The sequence below is a fragment of the Azospirillum picis genome, assembly GCF_017876115.1.
In the GTDB taxonomy this organism is placed as follows: Bacteria; Pseudomonadota; Alphaproteobacteria; order Azospirillales; family Azospirillaceae; genus Azospirillum; species Azospirillum picis.
Genome location: NZ_JAGINO010000007.1, coordinates 189,968 through 208,672, shown reverse-complemented (window position 1 = coordinate 208,672; position 18,705 = coordinate 189,968). Strand labels below are relative to the sequence as shown.

Below are 18,705 nucleotides of genomic sequence, written 5' to 3'. Positions count from 1 at the left end.
AAAATCGGTCAGTCCGGAGCCTGCACGGAAAACGATCACCGGTGTCGCGCCCACCGCCGGCCGCTGGTCCGGATTTTCAGAGATGGAGCAACCGACGTGGCCAAGACCGCTTTCCCCCTCCGCCGCCTCCTGGCATCCGCCGCCGCCGCGGTCGCGCTGACCGCCGGCGTCTCCGCCTTCGCCGCCCCGCTCGACGTCGAGAAGGAGCAGCTGAAACTCGGCTTCATCAAGCTGACCGACATGGCCCCGCTGGCGGTCGCCGTCGAGAAGGGCTTCTTCGAGGACGAGGGCCTGTCGGTGACGCTGGAGCCGCAGGCGAACTGGAAGGTCCTGCTCGACCGCGTCATCTCCGGCGAGCTGGACGGCGCCCACATGCTGGCCGGCCAGCCGCTGGGCGCCACCATCGGCTTCGGCACCAAGGCGCACATCGTCACCGCCTTCTCGATGGACCTGAACGGCAACGGCATCACGCTGTCGAACGAGGTCTGGCAGAAGATGAGGGCCGGGCTGCCCAAGGGACCGGACGGCAAGATCGCCCACCCGATCAAGGCCGATGCCCTGAAGCCGGTGATCGCCCAGTACAAGGCGGAGGGCAAGCCCTTCACCATGGGCATGGTCTTCCCGGTCTCCACCCACAATTACGAACTACGCTATTGGCTGGCGGCGGGCGGCATCAATCCCGGCCTCTACAGCCCGACCGACGTGTCGGGCCAGATCGGCGCCGACGCCCTGCTGTCGGTCACCCCGCCGCCGCAGATGCCGGCGACGCTGGAGGCCGGGACCATCTACGGCTACAGCGTCGGCGAGCCGTGGAACCAGCAGGCGGTGGTGAAGGGCATCGGCGTGCCGGTGATCACCGACACCGAGATCTGGAAGAACAATCCCGAGAAGGTCTTCGGCGTCACCGACGACTGGGCGAAGAAGTACCCCAACACCCACCTGGCCGTGCTGAAGGCGCTGATCCGCGCCGCCATGTGGCTGGACGAGAACAACAACGCCAACCGCGCCGAAGCGGTGAAGATGCTGGCCAAGTCGGACTATGTCGGCGCCGACGCCAAGGTCATCGCCAACTCGATGACCGGCACCTTCGAGTACGAGAAGGGCGACAAGCGCGACGTCCCCGACTTCAACGTCTTCTTCCGCTACAACGCCAATTATCCCTTCTATTCGGACGCCATCTGGTACCTGACCCAGATGCGCCGCTGGGGCCAGATCGCCGAGGCCAAGCCCGACAGCTGGTACGCCAAGGTCGCCGCCGACGTCTACAAGCCGGAGCTTTTCCTGAAGGCGGCCCGGCTGCTGGTCGAGGAGGGCAAGGCCAAGGAAAGCGACTTCCTGTGGACCGGCGACGGCTACAAGCCGGTCGACAGCGGCTTCATCGACGGCATCCCCTATGACGGCCACAAGCCGAACGACTACCTCGGCACGCTGCCGATCGGCCTGAAGGGCGACCAGAAGGTCGAGGGCGGGCAGGTGGTGGGGGGCTGAGCACTCCCGCCTTCTCTCGCGCAATTCCCCCCTCTCCCCCCGGGGAGAGGGTCGGGGTGAGGGGGACCCACCCGCTGAACTGATTTCGGCTGCGCCGAACCCCCTCATCCTAACCTTCTCCCCAGGGGGGAGAAGGGATCTTTCCAAGGGGAAGACTCAAATCATGACCAGCCTGACCGACACATCCGCCGAGCTCGCCCGCGCCCAGCGCAAGGCCCGGCGTGCCCATGCCCTCAACCGCATCGCTTCCGCCCTGACCGCGGTCGGCCTCGGCTGGCTGGCGCCGCTGCTGCGGCTCGCCGCCGGCGAGAACCCGCGCCAGCAGGGCATCGAGCTGTGGCGCCAGATGGGCGTCCCGCTGACCGCCATCCTGCTGTTCCTCGCCGCCTGGGCCTGGGCCGCCCCGCAGGTCCACACCAGCCTGGGCGCCATCCCCGGTCCGGCGCAGGTGTGGGAGCAGGCGACCAACCTCTACGCCGACCACAAGGCCGAGCGCGCCAAGGAGGCCGCCTTCTATGACCGCCAGGCCAAGCGCAACGCCGAGAAGCTGGCGAAGAACCCGGCGGCGGAGGTGAAGACCCTGCCCTATGCCGGCAAGCCGACCTACCTGGACCAGATCCTCACCAGCCTCAAGACCGTCTTCACCGGCTTCCTGCTGGGCGCCCTGGTGGCGGTGCCGCTGGGGGTGGCCTGCGGCCTGTCCGCCACCGTCAACGCCGCGATCAACCCGCTGATCCAGATCTTCAAGCCGGTGTCGCCGCTGGCCTGGCTGCCGCTGGTCACCATGGTGGTCAGCGCCACCGTGTCGAGCGACGACCCGCTGTTCGACAAGTCCTTCCTCACCTCCGCCATCACCGTCACGCTCTGCTCGCTGTGGCCGACGCTGATCAACACCGCCGTCGGTGTGTCGTCGATCGACAGGGACCTGATGAATGTCGGCAAGGTGCTGCAGCTCTCCGGCGTCACCATGGTGCGCCGCCTCGTGCTGCCGTCGGCCCTGCCCTACATCTTCACCGGCCTCCGGCTGTCGCTGGGCGTGGGTTGGATGGTGCTGATCGCCGCCGAGATGCTGGCGCAGAACCCCGGCCTCGGCAAGTTCGTGTGGGACGAGTTCCAGAACGGCTCGTCCAGCTCGCTGGCCAGGATCATGGTCGCCGTCTTCACCATCGGCCTGATCGGCTTCCTGCTCGACCGCGTGATGCTGGCCTTCCAGTCCGCCGTCAGCCACGGCGCCGGCCGCTGACCCCGCCCGCTCATTCCGCCATCAAGAGGAGACGACGACCATGGCGATCCTGGAACTGAAGGGCATGTCGAAATCCTACGGCGGCACCGAGGTCCTGCGCGGCATCGACCTGTCGATCGAGGAGGGGGAGTTCGTCGCCATCGTCGGCTTCTCCGGCTCCGGCAAGTCGACGCTGATCAACCTGATCGCCGGTCTGGCGATGCCGGACACCGGCGAGGTGCAGTACCGCGGCCGGCCGGTGAAGGGTCCCGGCCCGGAACGCGGGCTGGTGTTCCAGAGCTACTCGCTGATGCCCTGGCTCAGCGTGAAGGAGAATGTGGCGCTGGCGGTGGACGCCGTCCACAAAGGCAAGGACGCCGGCGAGCGCGGCGTGCTGACCCGCCGGGCGGTGGAGACGGTCGGCCTCGGCCATGCCGCCGACCGCCGGCCGAAGGAGCTGTCGGGCGGCATGCGCCAGCGCGTCGGCTTCGCCCGCGCGCTGGCGATGAGCCCGGAGATGCTGCTGCTCGACGAGCCGCTGTCGGCCCTCGACGCCCTGACCCGCGCCAAGCTGCAGGACGAGATCGAGGCGATCTGGCGCAAGGACCGCAAGACCGTCATCCTCATCACCAACGACGTGGACGAGGCGATCCTGCTGGCCGACCGCATCATCCCGCTGACGCCCGGCCCGAGCGCCACCCTCGGCCCCGCCTTCACCGTCGACCTGCCCCGTCCGCGCGACCGCGCCGCCGTCAACCATGACGAGGACTTCAAGCGCCTGCGCGCCGAGGTCACCGCCTATCTGATGCAGGTCGGCGTCGCCCGCGGGACGGGCGGCGGCGACGGCCTCGTCCTGCCCGACCTGCAGCCGGTCACCGCCTCGCCGCCGCCCAAGGCCTACATCGAGGCGATGGGCGGGCGCGGCATGGAGGACCGCTACCTGGAATTCACCCGCCTGACCAAGACCTTCGCCACGCCGAAGGGGCCGCTGACCGTGGTCGACGGCTTCGACCTGAAGATGCGCAAGGGTGAATTCGTCTCGCTGATCGGCCATTCCGGCTGCGGCAAGTCCACCGTGCTGTCGATGGTGGCCGGGCTGGCCGAGGTGACCAGCGGCGGCATCGTCCTCGACGGCAAGGAGGTCAACGGCGCCGGCCCCGACCGTGCCGTGGTGTTCCAGGCCCCCAGCCTGTTCCCCTGGCTGACCGCCTACGAGAACGTCATGCTGGGGGTGGAGCGCGTCTTCCCCCACGCCTCCAAGGCCGAGCGCGCCGACATCGTGCGCTATTACCTGGCGCGCGTCGGCCTGGGCGACAGCATGGACAAAAGGGCGTCGGACCTGTCCAACGGCATGAAGCAGCGCGTCGGCATCGCCCGCGCCTTCGCCCTGTCGCCCAAGCTGCTGCTGCTGGACGAGCCCTTCGGCATGCTGGACAGCCTGACCCGCTGGGAGCTGCAGGAGGTGCTGATGGAGGTGTGGGCCCGCACCAAGGTCACCACCGTCTGCGTCACCCACGACGTCGACGAGGCGCTGCTACTGGCTGACCGCGTGGTGATGATGACCAACGGTCCCAATGCCAGGATCGGCCATGTCCTGACGGTCGACATCCCCCACCCGCGCACCCGCCAGGCCCTGCTGGAGCACCCGCGCTATTACGATTACCGGGAAGAGCTGCTGAACGTCCTGGAGGGTGGGCATGCCGGGGCGCCGAAGAAGGCGGCGTGACAGGCGATGAAAGCCGCTGGGATGCACGCGCCGGCTGTGCTAGCACGGAGGACATGAAACTCGACATCACGCTGCGCAGCCTGACCGGTCCCGACACGCCAGCGCTGATCCGGATGCTGGCCGGGGCCGGCGTGGCCGGCAGCCTGCCGACCGAGTTTCCCGATGCCCGGGACCGCCGGGTGGACACGCTGGTGCGCCTGGAGGATGGGCGCATCCTGCATCTGGAGTGGCAGGCCCGGGCCGACGAGGCGATGCCACGGCGCATGCTGTGGTACTGGCTGCTGATCACCGAAGCGCACCCGGACGTTCCGGTGGAGCAGCTGGTCGTCCAGGTCGGCGGGACGGCAGCGGTCGCCGGCCGGCTGGAGGCGCCGGGCCTGTCCTTCGCCTACCGGGTGGTGGACAGCCGCAGCCTCGATCCGGCGCCGCTGCTGGCCAGTCCGGCGGTGGAGGACAACCTGCTTGCCATTTTGTGCGGCCGGGATCACCTTACGCCCACGGTGCGGGCGATCCTGGCGCGGCTGGCGCCGCTGGACGAGCGGCCCCGGCGCGATGCGCTGACCCGGCTGCTGATCCTGGCCGGGCTGCGTGGCGTCACCCGGCTGCTGATCCTGGCCGGGCTGCGTGGCGTCACCCGGCTGGTTGTCGAGGAGGTGCGGACCATGCCCATGCAGGTCGATGTCGAACGCGACCCCTATCTGGCCGACCTGATCCGCCAGGGCCGGACGGAAGGGCGGATCGAAGGGAAGCTGGAGGGAGAGGCGGCGGCGCTGCTGCGCTTGGTCGAACGTCGTTTCGGCCCGCTGCCCGCGCATGCCCGCGACCGCATCGCCTCAGCCGACCCCCGCATGGTCGAGGAATGGCTCGACCGCGTGCTGGAAGCCGCCAGCCTGGACGAGCTGCTCGCCGATCGTCCGGCGAACTGACGTGCAGGCAGGCGGGGCCGCTGCCATTGCCCGGAAAATCTGCCGAAGAAGCATCGACAAGCCGCCCCCACCGCGCCAGCTTGTTGTTTTTCGGGACGACGAACGGGGGATGGAGACATGAAGCGCGTGACCCTGCCCGACGGCACCAGCGTCCCGGCGCTCGGCCAGGGCACTTGGATGATGGCGGAAGGCCGCGGCGATCGCGCTGCCGAGATCGCCGCGTTGCGCGCCGGCATCGACAAGGGCCTGACCCTGATCGACACCGCCGAGATGTATGGCGACGGCGCGTCGGAGGAACTGGTGGGCGAGGCCATCGCCGGCCGCCGTGACGGGCTGTTCATCGTCACTAAGGTGCTGCCCAGCAACGCCTCGCGCATCGGCACCACGATGGCCTGCGAGCACAGCCTGCGGCGGCTGAAGATCGACCGCATCGACCTCTATCTGCTGCACTGGCGCGGCGGCGTGCCGCTGACCGAGACGGTCGAGGCCTTCGAGGCGCTGGTGGAGGCCGGCAAGATCGCCCGCTGGGGCGTGTCGAACTTCGACGTCGACGATCTGGAGGAACTGGGCGAGATCACCGACGTCGGCGAATGCGCCGCCAACCAGGTGCTCTACAACCCCGAGCACCGCGGGATCGAATACGACCTGCTGCCCTACCAGCACACCGCGCGCATGCCGGTGATGGCCTATTCGCCGATCGGCCAGGGCGGCCGCCTGCTGCGCTCCCCCGCCCTGGTTTCGATCGCCAGGCGCCACAACGCCACCCCGGCGCAGGTGGCGCTGGCCTGGGCGCTTCGCCAGGAGGGGGTGATCGCCATCCCCAAGGCCGGCACCGTCGGCCACGCGGAAGAGAACGCCGGCGCCGCCGCGCTGACGCTGACCGGGGAGGACATCGCCGAGATCGACGCCGCCTATCCGGCACCCAAGCGCAAGCAGCCGCTGGCGATGATCTGAGCCCAGCCCCTCTCCACGCCGGGAGAGGGGACATACCGGCAGGCGCGGCAGCGCGTCACCCCACCCGCGCCATCACCTCCGCGCCGATCTCGAAGGAGCGCAGCCGGGCGGCGTGGTCATAGATCTGCCCGGCCAGGATCAGCTCGTCGGCCTGGGTCGCCCTGACGATCTCGGACAGCTTCGCCGCCACCTGGTCGGGCGTGCCGACCGCGGCCATGACGCCGAGCGCGCGTTCCACCATCATCTTCTCGCCCGGATCGCGCCAGAACGCCTCGATGTCGTCGACCGGCGGCGGCAGCTTGCCGGGGGTGCCGCGGCGCAGGCTGGCGAACTGCTGCTGGGCGGAGGAATAGATGCGCCGCGCCTCCGCCTCGGTATCGGCGGCGAACAGGTTGGCCGCCACCATGGCGTGGGGCTTCGACAGCGTCGCCGACGGCTCGAAGCGGGCGCGGTAGATCGCCAGCGCCTCCATCAGCATGTCGGGCGCGAAATGCGAGGCGAAGGCGAAGGGCAGGCCCAGCATGGCGGCAAGCTGCGCGCTGAACAGGCTGGAGCCGAGGAGCCAGATCGGCACCCTCAGTCCCGCACCGGGAACGGCGCGGATGCGCTGGTTCGGCTCCGCCTCCTCGAAATACATCTGGAGTTCGACGACGTCCTGGGGAAAGCGGTCGCTGCTGTCGGCCATGTCGCGGCGCAGGGCGCGGGCGGTCATCATGTCGGTGCCCGGCGCCCGGCCGAGGCCGAGGTCGATCCGGCCGGGATGGAGCGATTCCAGCGTGCCGAACTGCTCGGCCACCACCAGCGGCGCATGGTTGGGCAGCATCACCCCGCCCGAGCCGACGCGGATCGTCGAGGTACCGGCGGCGACGTGGGCGATCACCACGGCAGTGGCGGCGCTGGCGATGCCGGGCATGTTGTGGTGCTCGGCCAGCCAGTAGCGCTTGTAACCCCAACGCTCGGCATGCTGCGCGAGGTCCAGCGTGTTGCGGAAGGAGTCGGCGGCGCTCGCCCCCTGGACGATCGGGCTGAGGTCGAGGACGGAGAAGGGAATCATGGCGCGGTCCGTGTGGGGATGCCGGCAGGCGGCCTTCGGTTCGAATCAAGGTATGAACGGCGCCCGGCGATATCCACGCCCACACCCGCGCGGCTGCCCTGCAACGGCGGGACGGCCAGCCGTCAACCATGGCCCCCCCGCCTTTCCCCGTACAGCCGGCGGCCGATCGGCTCCAGCGTCAGTCCCTGCACCAGGATGGTGAAGGCGACCACGACGTAACAGACTGCCAGGATGGTATCGCGGTATGGATTGGCCGGCAGCGACAGCACCAGGGCCAATGCGACGCCTCCCCTCAGGCCGGCCCAGGTCAGGATGATCAGGGCTCCCCGCCTGTTCGCGCGGTCGTGATGCAGCAGCGGCGGCGAGCAGCAACCGCTAGGTCTAGGAAATCACCATCGTCGCCTCCAGCCCGACCAGCAGGAGCAGCAATGCGTTCAGCACGGCGTCGAACATCGTCCAGACAATGTGCAGATCGTGGCGGCTCCCGTCGCTCCTGATGTGGTGCCCGGTGGTGTGGCTCGCTCGAAACCGGCACGGCCCGGCCAACGGCCGCATCGGAGGTCCGACTGCCGCTCAGCCAGATCCAGATCGCCGATGCAACCGGGCTGACCCCGGCCCATGTCTGACGGACGCTGAAGCAGATGCGGACGATGCAGCTCCCCGATTTCCGGAAGGGACGGCGCGTGCTGCTCGACGCCGGACGCTTGGCGGAAACCGCCCGGATGATCGAGGATGATATCGCCACCGCGGTGGCGCGAGGCCAAGCCGAGCGCCGTGGTGCCAAAGCCCGTCCTGTCCCAATTCCTCAAGCGGCACCGCTCACCGGAACCATCCGGACCTGAGGACGGCGCCGGCTGGCGGAACCGTGAACCATATGGAAAAGCGGAAACCTGAGCCGGTCGGATGCCTGTTGACGCATCCGGCGGGCTTCAGGGGAACTCCCGAACCGTATGCAGATGGTTCAGCGGCCCATGCCCATGCCCCAGTCCCGGAGCGGTCAGGATCGCCGTTTCCACATAGGACCGCGCCCGGGCCACCGCGTCACGGACCGCCATGCCCTGGGCCAGACCGGCGGCAATCGCCGACGACAGGGTGCAGCCGGTGCCGTGGGTATGGGGCGTGTGCACCCGCCGGCCCTCGAAGACCGTTTCCCCCTCTTCGGTCAGCAGCAGGTCGTAGAGGGTGTCGTCTTCAAGGTGGCCGCCCTTCAGCAGGACCGCCTTGGGACCGAAGGTCAGCAGCAGTTCCGCGGCGCGGCGCATGCCGTCGAGGTCGCGGATCGGCGTGTCGGTGAGCGCCTCGGCTTCCGGCAGGTTCGGCGTGACCAGTTCGGCCAACGGCAGCAGGCGCTTGCGCAGGGTCAGCACGGCGTCGGGGGCGAGCAGGTGATGCCCGCTCTTGGCGATCATCACCGGATCGACCACCAGCGGGATGTTCACCGCCCGCGCCTCGTACTCCGCCGCCACCGCCTCGATCACCGCGGAGGTGGCGAGCATGCCGATCTTCACGGCATCGGCGCCGATGTCCTCCAGCACCACCTTCATCTGCAGGGCGACGAAGGCCGGATCGACCGGCACCACGCCGAAGACCCCGGTGGTGTTCTGCGCCGTCAGGGCGGCGATCGCCGTCATCGCGTAGGCCCCGAGCGCGCTGACCGCCTTGATGTCGGCCTGGATGCCGGCGCCGCCGCCGGAATCGGATCCGGCGACGATCAGGACGCGGCCTTTCATTGCGCCGCCTCCAGGCTGCGGTCGGCGGCAACCTTGATCGCCTCGGCGATGTCGGCCACCACTTGGTGCACCAGGGCCTCGTCGTCGCCTTCCGCCATGACGCGGATGACCGGCTCGGTGCCGGACTTGCGGATCAGGATGCGTCCGCCCGACGACAGCCGGGCCTCGCCCTCCTTGATCGCCTGCTGGACCACCGCGCTCTCCAGCGGCTTGCTGCCGGCAGCGAAGCGGACGTTGGTCAGCTTCTGCGGCACCGGGGCGAAGACCCGGCAGACCTCGCTGGCCGACCGGCCGTCGGCCTGGATCAGCACCGCCAGCACCTGGAGCGCCGCGATCAGGCCGTCACCGGTGGTGGAATAGTCGGACAGCACCACATGGCCCGACTGTTCGCCGCCGACATTGTAGCCGTGCTCGCGCATCATCTCGACGACGTAGCGGTCGCCCACCGGGGTGCGCGCCAAGTGCAGGCCGAGGCCGGCGAGGTGGCGCTCCATGCCAAGGTTGGACATGACGGTCGCGACCACGCCACCGCCGCGCAGGGCCTGCGACCGCGCCCAGGAGGTGGCGATCAGCGACATCAACTGGTCGCCGTCGATCGGCCGGCCGGCCTCGTCGACCATGATCAACCGGTCGGCGTCACCGTCCAGCGCGATGCCGAGGTGGGCACCGTGGGTGACCACCTGTTCCTGCAGGGTCTGGGTGGCGGTGGCGCCGCAATCCCGGTTGATGTTGGTGCCGTCGGGACTGACGCCGACGGGAACCACGTCGGCCCCCAGCTCGTACAGCACCTTCGGCGCGACCTTGTAGGCGGCGCCGTTGGCGCAGTCGACGACGATCTTCAGCCCGTCCAGCCGCAGGCCGCGCGGAAAGGTGTTCTTCACATATTCGATATAGCGGCCGGTGGCGTCGTCGAGCCGGCTGGCACGCCCCAGGTCCGCCGGCCGGGCGAGGTCGGGGCCGAAGGGGCGGGCCATCCGCGCCTCGATCGCCGCCTCGACCTCGTCGGACAGCTTGTAGCCGTCCGGTCCGAACAGCTTGATGCCGTTGTCCTGGTAGGGGTTGTGCGAGGCCGAGATCACCACGCCCATGTCGGCGCGCAACGACCTCGTCAGCATGGCGACCGCCGGCGTCGGCAGCGGCCCGACCAGCACCACGTCCATGCCCATGGAGACGAAGCCGGCGGTCAGCGCCGGTTCCAGCAGGTAGCCCGACAGGCGGGTGTCCTTGCCGATCACCACCCGGTGCCGGTGGTCGCCGCGGCGGAACTGCAGCGCGGTCGCCATCGCCACGCGGAGCGCCGTCTCGGCGGTCATCGGATCGATGTTGGCGGTGCCACGGATGCCGTCGGTGCCGAACAGGTGTCGCGTCATGAGAACCTCGGGTGCTGGAACCTGCCTCCGGGTGTCGAGCCGGTTGCACGGGTGGGTTTGTTTCTTCGCCCGGCCGGCCGGCCGGGTCAAGCATCCTTAGGCGGCTGCGCGAAAGGGTTACAGTCAGGACGGAACCGGATGCAGGCCTTCCCACAGGGCGCGCGCCTGCACGGTTTCCGCGACGTCATGGACCCGCAGGATCTGGGCTCCCTGGTTCAGCGTCTCCAGGCCGGCGGCGAGCGACCCGGCCAGCCTCTCCTTCGGCGGCTCCCCGCGCGACAGGCGGCTGATGAAGCCCTTGCGCGACAGCCCGATCAGGACGGCGCAGCCCAATGCGTGGTACAGCGCGGTATGCCGCAGGATGTCCAGATTGTGCGCCGTCGACTTGCCGAAGCCGATACCGGGGTCGACGGCGATGCGCTCCGGCGGCACGCCGGCCGCGGCACAGCGGGCGACCCGCTCCTCCAGCCAGTCGAAGACGTCCAGCGCCGCGTCGCGATAGGTCGGGTTGGCCTGCATCGTGCCCGGGTCGCCCTGCATGTGCATCACCACCACCGGTATCGCGCCGCGCGCCACCACCGGCAGGGCGTCGGGATCGGCAAGCCCGGCGATGTCGTTGACGATGCGCGCGCCGGCCGCGGCGGCTGACGCCATGACACGGGCATGGCGGGTGTCCACCGACACCACGGCACCGCGCACGGCGAAGTGCTGCACCACCGGCAGGACGCGCCTCTCCTCCTCCTCCGGCGACACCGGGGAGGAGCCGGGGCGGGTGGACTCGCCACCGATGTCCAGCAGGTCCGCACCGGCGGCCAGCAGCGCTTCGCCATGAGCGATGGCGGCGGCGGGATCGAGGAACTGGCCGCCGTCGGAGAAGCTGTCCGGCGTCACGTTGACGATGCCCATGATGCGCGGCCGGTCCATCGCCAGCCCGCCGAACGGCGCACGCGCCCGCGTCAGCGCGCCGAGCTGGCGGTCCAGCGCCTCGGCGACCGCGCGCGACCGCTCCCAGCCCCAGGCCATGATCTCCGACAGCGGCGCGAAGGCACGGTCGAGGCGTCCTTCACCGCCATCATCGCCGCCGTCATCGCCAGCGCCGCCCGGCCGGTCGCGGACGATCAGCTCGGCCGTGGAGAAGGCGAACCGCCCGCCGGCCAGCGGCACCGCCGCGCCCTTCGACCAGGCGGCGACCGGCATCAGCCCGACCGGCCGCAGATAGACCCGCACCCCCTCCCCGGCCGCCCACGGGCAGAATCCCGCCAGCGACCCGGCGGCGGACTTCCGCGGAACGGGCTTGGCTACCGGAGGCGCGGCGGGCTTGGCGGAGGACGGCGGCATGGCAAACCCCTGTGGCGGCGGGAACGGGCGGTATTGTTCCTGGCAGGTGTTCCTGGCACGGGGGACGCCGGCTGACAAGGGTCATGGCCGCGGGAACGGCGCCCGGCCCTACAGCTTCGCCGCCTCGTCCCCGATGCGCTGCCGCAGCCAGCCGTGCGAGGGCGATCCGGAATTGCGGCGATGCCAGACCATCGATATCTCATAGTCGCCGGATTCGAAGGGGAGCGGGCTGACGGCCAGCCCGAGAGCCCCGGCACAGACCTGCGCCAGCCTGGCCGGCAGGGTGGTCAGCATCGGCGCCTGGGTCAGGATCATCGGGATCGCCAGGAATTGCGTGGTGGAGGCTGCGACCCGCCGCCGGGTGCCCAGCGCCGCCAGTTCGTCGTCGACGAAGCTCGACAGGCCGCCGCGCAGCGACGGCATCAGGTGGGGATAGCGGGTGTAGTCCTCCAGCCCGATGGGCGGCACAACCGGAACCAGGGCCGGATTGAACAGGCAGACATGGGTCTCACGGTAGAGGAACTGGCGGTCGTGCCAGCGCCGCAGTTCGGGAATGTAGCCGATCGCGAGGTCGACGGTTCCGTCGTCCAGGGCGTTCAGCATCGCGTCCGGGTCGAGGCTGCGCAGGGCCACCGAGACCCGGAGGTCTCCTTCCGCCGCATCGCGCAGGATGCCGGTCAGCAGCACCGCCTGCAATGAATCGGAGGTGGAGATGGTGAAGCTGCGCTCCTCCCGCAGCGGATCGAACCCTTCCTCCGCCGACAAGGCGCGGGCGGCACCGATCAGCAGGTCGCGCAACGGTTCCGCGAGACGCTGGGCGCGGGGCGTCGGTTCCATCCGGTTGCCGGTGCGCACGAAGAGCGGATCGCCGACCAGCAGGCGCAGCCGCCCCAGCGAATGGCTGACCGCCGACTGGCTGACCCCGAGCGTTTCTGCAGCGCGCGAGACGCTGCGCGTCTCCAGCAGCGCGTCCAGCACCTTGATCAGGTTCAGGTCCAGGGCAGGACTATGAATGGCTTTCATGGCGATATGAGTGTGGGACTTCTTGTTCATTTTGCACTGAACGGTGTATTCTGTCCAGACGTCGCGCTGGCGGGCGCCGGTCCCCGCGCCGTTGCAAATCGCGCGCCTGCCTGCCCGCCGATCCGGGGACTCACATGACAAACATCCAACCTTCAGCGGCCGCGGCGCCCACGGCGGCCGGCATCGCTGTTCCGACCCCGCATGAAGGCACGGCGCTGGTCCTCCTGTCGTTGGCCTACTTCACCGTCGGCGTCACCTCTCTTGAGGTCGTCGGCGTGCTGGGTCCGATGGGCCACGATCTGGAGGTGACACCGGGCGCCGCGGCGGGGCTGGTCACCGCCTTCGCCCTCGCCTTCGCGGTGGCGGCGCCGCTGGCGCAGGCACTGGCGACGCGCTGGACGCTGCCGACGCTGCTGGTCGGCGGGCTGGTCCTGCTGGCCGCCGGTTGCGTCGGCACCGCGCTGGCCGGCGACTATCCCACCGCGCTGGGCCTGCGCATCGCCTGCGGCGCCGCGGCGGCACTGGTCGGCCCGTCTGCCTCGGCCGTCGGCGCGGCGCTGGTGCCGGCGCATCGGCGCGGACGGGCGCTCGGCACGGTCTTCGCCGGGGCGACGCTGGCCACCGTGGTCGGGGTGCCGCTGGCGACCTGGCTGGGCTCCCACCTGTCCTGGCGGACGGTGTTCCTGCTGGTGGCGGCGCTGGCGCTGGCCATCGCCCTGGCGGTGCGGCTGCGGGTTCCCGGCCATGTCGGCGCCGGCCGCGCCCGGCTCGGCCTGGCCGAGGTCGCCACCCTGATGGGGCGCCGCGCCGTCGGCTCCAGCATCCTGGCCAGCCTGCTCCAGATGGTGGCGCAGTTCGTCACCTACGCCCTGCTCGGCGCGCTGATGGCCGAACGGTTCGGCAGCGACGCCGACCAGGTCTCGCTGGCGCTGTTCGTCTTCGGCGTCGCCGGCATGGCCGGCAATGCCCTTGCCGCCCGCATGGCCGACGGCATCGGCGTCAACGCCGCGACGCGGCTGTCCTTCGGCGGAATGGCGCTGTCCTTCGTGGCGCTGATTGCGGCTCCGGGCTATGCTTGGTCGCTGGCGGCGCTGGCCGGCTGGGCCGCCTTCTCGCTAATGCTGATGACTCCGCAGCAGAAGCGGCTGGTCATGCTGGCCGGCGACCGGACGGCGGTGGCGCTGGGCCTCAACTCCTCGGCCATCTATGTCGGAATCGCGCTGGGTTCCTCCTTGGGCGGCGGCGCCTACGGCCTGTTCGGCGGGCCGGCGCTTCCGCTGCTGTCGCTGGCGGTCACCGCCGCGGCGGCCCTTGCGGCCGAATGGGCGATGCGGGCTCCCGATGCCCGCCGCCTGTGAACGGCCGACCACTGACCAACCGGCCGACGACAATTCCCGAGCTTGACCGTTGCCGGGATCGACGTCGCACCCATTTCATCCGCCAACGCCCGGAACCGGGCAGCGGGCGGCTCCCGGACATCGCCGGGGGCTCGTTCCGTTCAGGGAGAAAGAGGCAGACACCATGATTCGCATCAACGTAAACGGCGAGGAACGGCAGGTCGACGTGTCCGAAGACATGCCGCTGCTGTGGGTCCTCCGGGACGAGCTGAACATGACCGGCACCAAGTTCGGCTGCGGCATCGCTCAATGCGGCGCCTGCACCGTCCATGTTGACGGCACCCCGACACGCGCCTGCCAGACCCCGGTCGGCATGCTGGGGCCGGACAGCAAGGTCACCACCATCGAGGGCGTGCGCGGCAAGGCGGCGGAAGCCGTCCAGGCCGCCTGGCAGAAGCTGGACGTCGTCCAGTGCGGCTACTGCCAGTCCGGTCAGATCATGAGCGCCGTGGCGCTGCTGACCGACAACCAGAACCCGACCGACCAGGACATCGACGCGGCGATGGACGGCAACGTCTGCCGTTGCGCCACCTATGTCCGCATCCGCGCGGCGATCAAGGATGCCGCCCAGACGATGAGGGCCTGATCCATGCTGCATCATCTGATCCGCCAGGCCGCCCGGAATGGTTTTGCCGAACACGGGTTCGGCGACAGGCTGTCGCTCACGCCGCTGCCCGCATCCTCGCGCCGCGGCTTCCTGAAGGCCATCGGCGCCGGGGCCGGCGCGCTGGTCGTCGGCGCGCATCTGCCGCTGCCGGCGCTGGCCGCCGAAGCGGCCCCGAAGATCGTCGGGCCGGCCGACCCGCGTCCGCATGCCTTCGTCATCGTGGCGCCGGACAACACGGTCACGGTGCTGGCCAAGCATCTCGACAAAGGCCAGGGCATCGTCACCGGCCTCGCCACCATCGTGGCCGAGGAACTGGACGCCGACTGGTCCCAGGTCCGCGGCGCCTTCGCCCCGGCCGACCAGAAGCTGTACGCCAACCACTTCTTCGGCGTGCAGGGCACCGGCGGCTCCACCGCCGTCGCCAACAGTTGGGACGAGCTGCGCATGGCCGGCGCCGCCGCACGCGCCATGCTGGTCGCCGCCGCCGCCGCGCGCTGGAACGTGCCGGCCGGCGAGGTGACGGTGTCGAAGGGCGTGGTCCGCCATGCCGCCGGCAACCGCAGCCTGACCTTCGGCGAACTGGCGGAGGAGGCGGCGAAGCTGCCGGTGCCGCAGCAGGTCAAGCTGAAGGAGCAGAAGGACTATGTGCTGATCGGCAAGCCGGACCTGCACCGGCTGGACCACGTCAGCAAGACCAACGGCACCGCCATCTTCTCGATGGACATCCGCCGCCCCGGCCAGGTGACGGCGGTGCTGGCCCGCAGCCCGCGCTTCGGCGGCACGGTGAAGAGCGTCGACGATGCCGCCGCCCGCAAGGTGCCGGGCGTCATCGAGGTGGTGAGCCTGCCGGTCGGCGTCGCGGTCATCGCCAAGAACACCTGGGCCGCCATCAAGGGCCGCGAAGCGCTGGCGGTGACCTGGGATGACGGCAAGGCGGAGACCCGCGGCACCGACGCCATGCTGGCCGACTACCGCAAGGCGGCGGAAACGCCGGGCGCGGGCGCGGCGAACAAGGGTGACGCCGACAAGGCGATCGCCGACGCCAAGGCGAAGGGCGGCCATGCGGTGGAGGGCGAGTTCGTCTTCCCCTATCTCGCCCACGCGCCGATGGAGCCGCTGAACGCCGTGGTGGCGCTGAACCCGGAGGGTGGCTGCACCATCTGGGCCGGCTCGCAGTTCCAGACGGTCGAGCAGATGGTCGCCGCCCACATCCTGGGCTGCAAGCCGGAGCAGGTGAAGATCGACACGCAATGGGCCGGCGGCAGCTTCGGACGGCGCGCCACCACCAACGCCGACTACATCGCCGAGGCGGTGATGATCGCCAAGGCCTACCCGAAGGCCCCGGTGCATCTGGTCTGGACGCGTGAGGACGACATCAAGGGCGGCCGCTACCGTCCACTGTTCCTGCACAGGATCACCGCGGCGGTCGACGCCAAGGGCGACCTGGTCGGCTGGAAGCAGCGCATCGTCGGCCAGAGCTTCATGGCCGGCACGCCGTTCGAGGCGGTGATGGTCAAGGACGGCGTCGACGCGACGATGGTCGAAGGCGCGTCGGACATGGCCTATCCGGTGGCGAACCTCGCCGTCGACGCCCACACCCTCGCCTCGCCGGTCACGACCCTGTGGTGGCGCTCGGTCGGGCACACCCACACCGCCTACGCCAAGGAGGTGATGATCGACCGTCTCGCCAAGGCGGCCGGCAAGGACCCGGTGGCCTTCCGCATGGAGATGCTGAAGGACCATCCGCGCCTGGCCGGCGTGCTGAAGCTGGCGGCGGAGAAGGCCGGCTGGGGCCAGCCCCTGCCGCAGGGCAAGGGCCGCGGCGTCGCCGTGCATGAGAGCTTCAACACCTATGTCGCCCATGTCGCCGACGTGACGGTCGATGCCAAGGGCCAGATCAAGGTGGACCGGATCGTCGTCGCCGTCGATTGCGGCGAGGTCGTCAACCCCGACATCGTCAAGGCGCAGATGGAGGGCGGGGCCGGCTGGGGCATCGGCCATGCGCTGCGCGGCGAGATCACCATGACCGACGGCGTGGTCGATCAGGCCAACTTCGACAGCTATCTGCCGCTGCGGATGTCGGACATGCCGGCGGTGGAGGTCCACATCGTACCGTCGCACGAGCGGCCGACCGGCGCCGGAGAGCCGGGCGTCCCGACCGTGGCGCCGGCGGTGGCGAACGCCGTCTTCTCGGTGACCGGCCAGCCGTTGCAGACGCTGCCCTTCAGCCGGGGCGGCATCGTCTGACCGGCAGCCCTGGCCGGGAAGCTCCGGCCAGGAAGCTTTGGCCGGGAAGCCCCGGTAGCGGCTTCCCGGCCGGCGGTCAGGGCATCGCCCTCTGAGGCGTCGCGGCGACCTCCCCGGCGATCCCGACCGCCTGAACAACGGCCGGGATCGCCACATGGGACGCTGCCGGCCGCAAGGCGGGCCAGCCCTTGTCGACCAGCCGCCGGATCGCCGGATCCGGTGCGGCCGGCTCCGGCGATCCGGCGGCCGACGTGATGGCGGGCGCGGAGGGCAGCTTGGCCGGCGGAGTGGCCGGCGGCTTCTCCAGGGATTTGGCCGGCGGAGTGGCGGCAGCAGCCGCGGCCGGCATGGCGGCCGGCGATGCGGGGTCATGCCATTGCGCAAGCTGGCGCGCGTCCCTGGCGAGCCCGCGCAGCAGGGCTGCTGCCTGTCGGGTTTCCGCCTGCAACGGGTGCGGCCCCCAGGGATCGAAGGCTGAACGATAGGCAGGGCCATGCGCCGGATCCGGCACCCGTTCCGCCGTCCGGCCCGGCGGGATGGTCCCGCCATCCGCGCCGGTCAGCACCGTGAGGTAGCAGGCCGACCACATCACCCCCGCCAGCAGCACCACGGCCGCCGCCGACAGCGCAAGCCGCTGGCGGCGCAGCCGTTCGGCGATGGGGTCATCCTGCGGTTGCGGCTCGGAACCGGAAGACGGGTCCGGCCATCCGGCCGTTCCGTGGCTCTCGATATGTCCGTCACTGGGATGGAAGACGGTCATGCTCCGGTCCAATGCGGCCCGATCCTTTTTCGGCCGGGGGGATGATCCGGCGGCTCCCGCGGGTCGGGGGCGCCGCCGCCCGCGGTGTTGCTCGATAACGCGAAGCATGGCTCAAGGTTGCCCGGGAAAGGGCGCCTTTCCCGGCGATGGCGCAGATCAGGCGGGGTGCCACCGGCGATGACGCTCCTTCATCACCTGCCACCTTCGATTTCGCGTCCTCCGCCGCGCGCTGGCCGAGCCGTGGGCTCGCCGGTCAACGCCGCCGCAGGATCTCCGCCCGCACTTCGCGGAACCAGCGCAGCTTCTCCTCGAAACTCAGGCGGGCGAGGCCGCTCGGCGACGGAACCACCACGTCGGCGACGCCGTCGAACAGCGGCCGTTCCTGCACGCCCCATGGCGCATCGGGCAGGCCGGTCGCCGCCAGATAGACCCCTTTGCCGGTGTAGGCCAGCACGCGGGGACGGACATGGGCGACGATCCGCGCCAGCCGCGGCACGCCGCCGCGCAATTCGGCACGCGACAGCTCCGCCGCGCTGGCGGTGGCGCGCGCAACCAGGTTGGTCGATCCCAGGCCGATGGCCGGAAGGGTCGCATCCTCCTCGGGCCGGTAGAGGCGCGGCGTCAACCTCGCGGCGGCCAGCAGCCGCCAGAACTGGTTGCCGCGCCCCGCATAATGGTGCCCGAGCGCGCCCGACCGGAGACCGGGATTGAACCCGACGAACAGGCATTCCAGACCCGGCGCCACGATATCGGGAAGCGGCCCTTCCGCGGGGGGAAGGGACGGCGCTGATGCGGGCTGGCCGGCGAAGAGGTCCATCGCCATCACATGGGCCGGGACCCGGTGCGCGGCAATCCCTTCCCTC

General features: G+C 70.2%; 18 protein-coding genes. 9 read left to right on the top strand and 9 right to left on the bottom strand.

The window, feature by feature from the left end:
• Nucleotides 1-96 precede the first annotated feature (96 nt).
• The 5 genes from J2850_RS12640 (at nucleotide 97) to J2850_RS12620 (ending at nucleotide 6,316) form a co-directional block, all read left to right on the top strand.
• Entirely contained in the window at nucleotides 97-1,488 is a 1,392-nt protein-coding gene (locus tag J2850_RS12640; RefSeq protein ID WP_209982101.1) for a CmpA/NrtA family ABC transporter substrate-binding protein, read from the top strand.
• A 163-nt stretch (nucleotides 1,489-1,651) separates the two neighbouring features.
• Nucleotides 1,652-2,731, top strand: a complete 1,080-nt coding sequence (locus J2850_RS12635; protein WP_209982100.1) for an ABC transporter permease — start codon at nucleotides 1,652-1,654, stop codon at nucleotides 2,729-2,731.
• Nucleotides 2,732-2,771: 40 nt separating this feature from the next.
• Nucleotides 2,772-4,436 (top strand): ABC transporter ATP-binding protein, encoded by a 1,665-nt coding sequence (locus J2850_RS12630; RefSeq protein WP_209982098.1) that lies wholly within the window; start codon nucleotides 2,772-2,774, stop codon nucleotides 4,434-4,436.
• A gap of 53 nt (nucleotides 4,437-4,489) precedes the next feature.
• The gene (locus J2850_RS12625; protein WP_209982096.1) at nucleotides 4,490-5,362 is read left to right on the top strand and encodes an RpnC/YadD family protein; all 873 of its coding nucleotides are present in this window, start codon (nucleotides 4,490-4,492) and stop codon (nucleotides 5,360-5,362) included.
• Between the two features lie 117 nt (nucleotides 5,363-5,479).
• On the top strand, nucleotides 5,480-6,316 hold the full coding sequence (locus J2850_RS12620; protein ID WP_209982093.1) for an aldo/keto reductase: 837 nt from the start codon (nucleotides 5,480-5,482) through the stop codon (nucleotides 6,314-6,316).
• A gap of 55 nt (nucleotides 6,317-6,371) precedes the next feature.
• Here the strand turns inward: J2850_RS12620 and J2850_RS12615 are convergent, their stop codons facing one another.
• The 3 genes from J2850_RS12615 to J2850_RS12605 all read right to left on the bottom strand — a co-directional run bounded on the left by J2850_RS12615 (nucleotide 6,372) and on the right by J2850_RS12605 (nucleotide 7,925).
• Nucleotides 6,372-7,370 carry an LLM class flavin-dependent oxidoreductase gene (locus J2850_RS12615; RefSeq protein ID WP_209982091.1) on the bottom strand — a complete coding sequence of 333 codons (999 nt, stop codon included), beginning with the start codon at nucleotides 7,368-7,370 and terminating at the stop codon, nucleotides 6,372-6,374.
• A 122-nt stretch (nucleotides 7,371-7,492) separates the two neighbouring features.
• Nucleotides 7,493-7,723, bottom strand: a complete 231-nt coding sequence (locus J2850_RS12610; protein ID WP_370878926.1) for a cation:proton antiporter domain-containing protein — start codon at nucleotides 7,721-7,723, stop codon at nucleotides 7,493-7,495.
• 28 nt (nucleotides 7,724-7,751) lie between these two features.
• Nucleotides 7,752-7,925, bottom strand: coding sequence for a hypothetical protein (locus J2850_RS12605; protein WP_209982089.1), 174 nt, complete (start codon nucleotides 7,923-7,925; stop codon nucleotides 7,752-7,754).
• Nucleotides 7,926-8,053: 128 nt separating this feature from the next.
• Between J2850_RS12605 and J2850_RS12600 the strand changes: the two genes are divergently transcribed.
• Nucleotides 8,054-8,212: a hypothetical protein gene (locus J2850_RS12600; RefSeq protein WP_209982088.1), complete on the top strand. Its 159-nt coding sequence runs from the start codon at nucleotides 8,054-8,056 to the stop codon at nucleotides 8,210-8,212.
• Nucleotides 8,213-8,299: 87 nt separating this feature from the next.
• Here J2850_RS12600 and thiD read toward each other — a convergent pair whose 3' ends face one another.
• The 4 genes from thiD to J2850_RS12580 all read right to left on the bottom strand — a co-directional run bounded on the left by thiD (nucleotide 8,300) and on the right by J2850_RS12580 (nucleotide 12,831).
• On the bottom strand, nucleotides 8,300-9,100 hold the full coding sequence (thiD, locus tag J2850_RS12595) for a bifunctional hydroxymethylpyrimidine kinase/phosphomethylpyrimidine kinase (protein WP_209982086.1): 801 nt from the start codon (nucleotides 9,098-9,100) through the stop codon (nucleotides 8,300-8,302).
• Nucleotides 9,097-10,470: a phosphoglucosamine mutase gene (glmM, locus tag J2850_RS12590; protein WP_209982085.1), complete on the bottom strand. Its 1,374-nt coding sequence runs from the start codon at nucleotides 10,468-10,470 to the stop codon at nucleotides 9,097-9,099. The genes thiD and glmM overlap by 4 nt, the downstream gene beginning before the upstream one ends.
• Nucleotides 10,471-10,593: 123 nt before the next feature.
• Nucleotides 10,594-11,808, bottom strand: a complete 1,215-nt coding sequence (folP, locus tag J2850_RS12585) for a dihydropteroate synthase (protein WP_209982083.1) — start codon at nucleotides 11,806-11,808, stop codon at nucleotides 10,594-10,596.
• A 108-nt stretch (nucleotides 11,809-11,916) separates the two neighbouring features.
• Complete coding sequence (locus J2850_RS12580) at nucleotides 11,917-12,831, bottom strand: LysR family transcriptional regulator (RefSeq protein ID WP_209982081.1); 915 nt, start codon at nucleotides 12,829-12,831, stop codon at nucleotides 11,917-11,919.
• A gap of 134 nt (nucleotides 12,832-12,965) precedes the next feature.
• Between J2850_RS12580 and J2850_RS12575 the strand changes: the two genes are divergently transcribed.
• From J2850_RS12575 to J2850_RS12565, 3 genes are all read left to right on the top strand, one after another.
• On the top strand, nucleotides 12,966-14,189 hold the full coding sequence (locus J2850_RS12575) for an MFS transporter (protein ID WP_209982079.1): 1,224 nt from the start codon (nucleotides 12,966-12,968) through the stop codon (nucleotides 14,187-14,189).
• Nucleotides 14,190-14,352: 163 nt separating this feature from the next.
• Complete coding sequence (locus J2850_RS12570) at nucleotides 14,353-14,814, top strand: (2Fe-2S)-binding protein (RefSeq protein ID WP_209982077.1); 462 nt, start codon at nucleotides 14,353-14,355, stop codon at nucleotides 14,812-14,814.
• Nucleotides 14,815-14,817: 3 nt separating this feature from the next.
• Nucleotides 14,818-17,082, top strand: a complete 2,265-nt coding sequence (locus tag J2850_RS12565; RefSeq protein WP_209982074.1) for a xanthine dehydrogenase family protein molybdopterin-binding subunit — start codon at nucleotides 14,818-14,820, stop codon at nucleotides 17,080-17,082.
• A gap of 76 nt (nucleotides 17,083-17,158) precedes the next feature.
• Here J2850_RS12565 and J2850_RS12560 read toward each other — a convergent pair whose 3' ends face one another.
• Together J2850_RS12560 and J2850_RS12555 are read right to left on the bottom strand one after the other, a co-directional pair.
• On the bottom strand, nucleotides 17,159-17,842 hold the full coding sequence (locus tag J2850_RS12560; RefSeq protein ID WP_209982073.1) for a hypothetical protein: 684 nt from the start codon (nucleotides 17,840-17,842) through the stop codon (nucleotides 17,159-17,161).
• Between the two features lie 253 nt (nucleotides 17,843-18,095).
• The gene (locus J2850_RS12555) at nucleotides 18,096-18,665 is read right to left on the bottom strand and encodes a mismatch-specific DNA-glycosylase (protein ID WP_246513018.1); all 570 of its coding nucleotides are present in this window, start codon (nucleotides 18,663-18,665) and stop codon (nucleotides 18,096-18,098) included.
• Nucleotides 18,666-18,705: the final 40 nt, after the last annotated feature.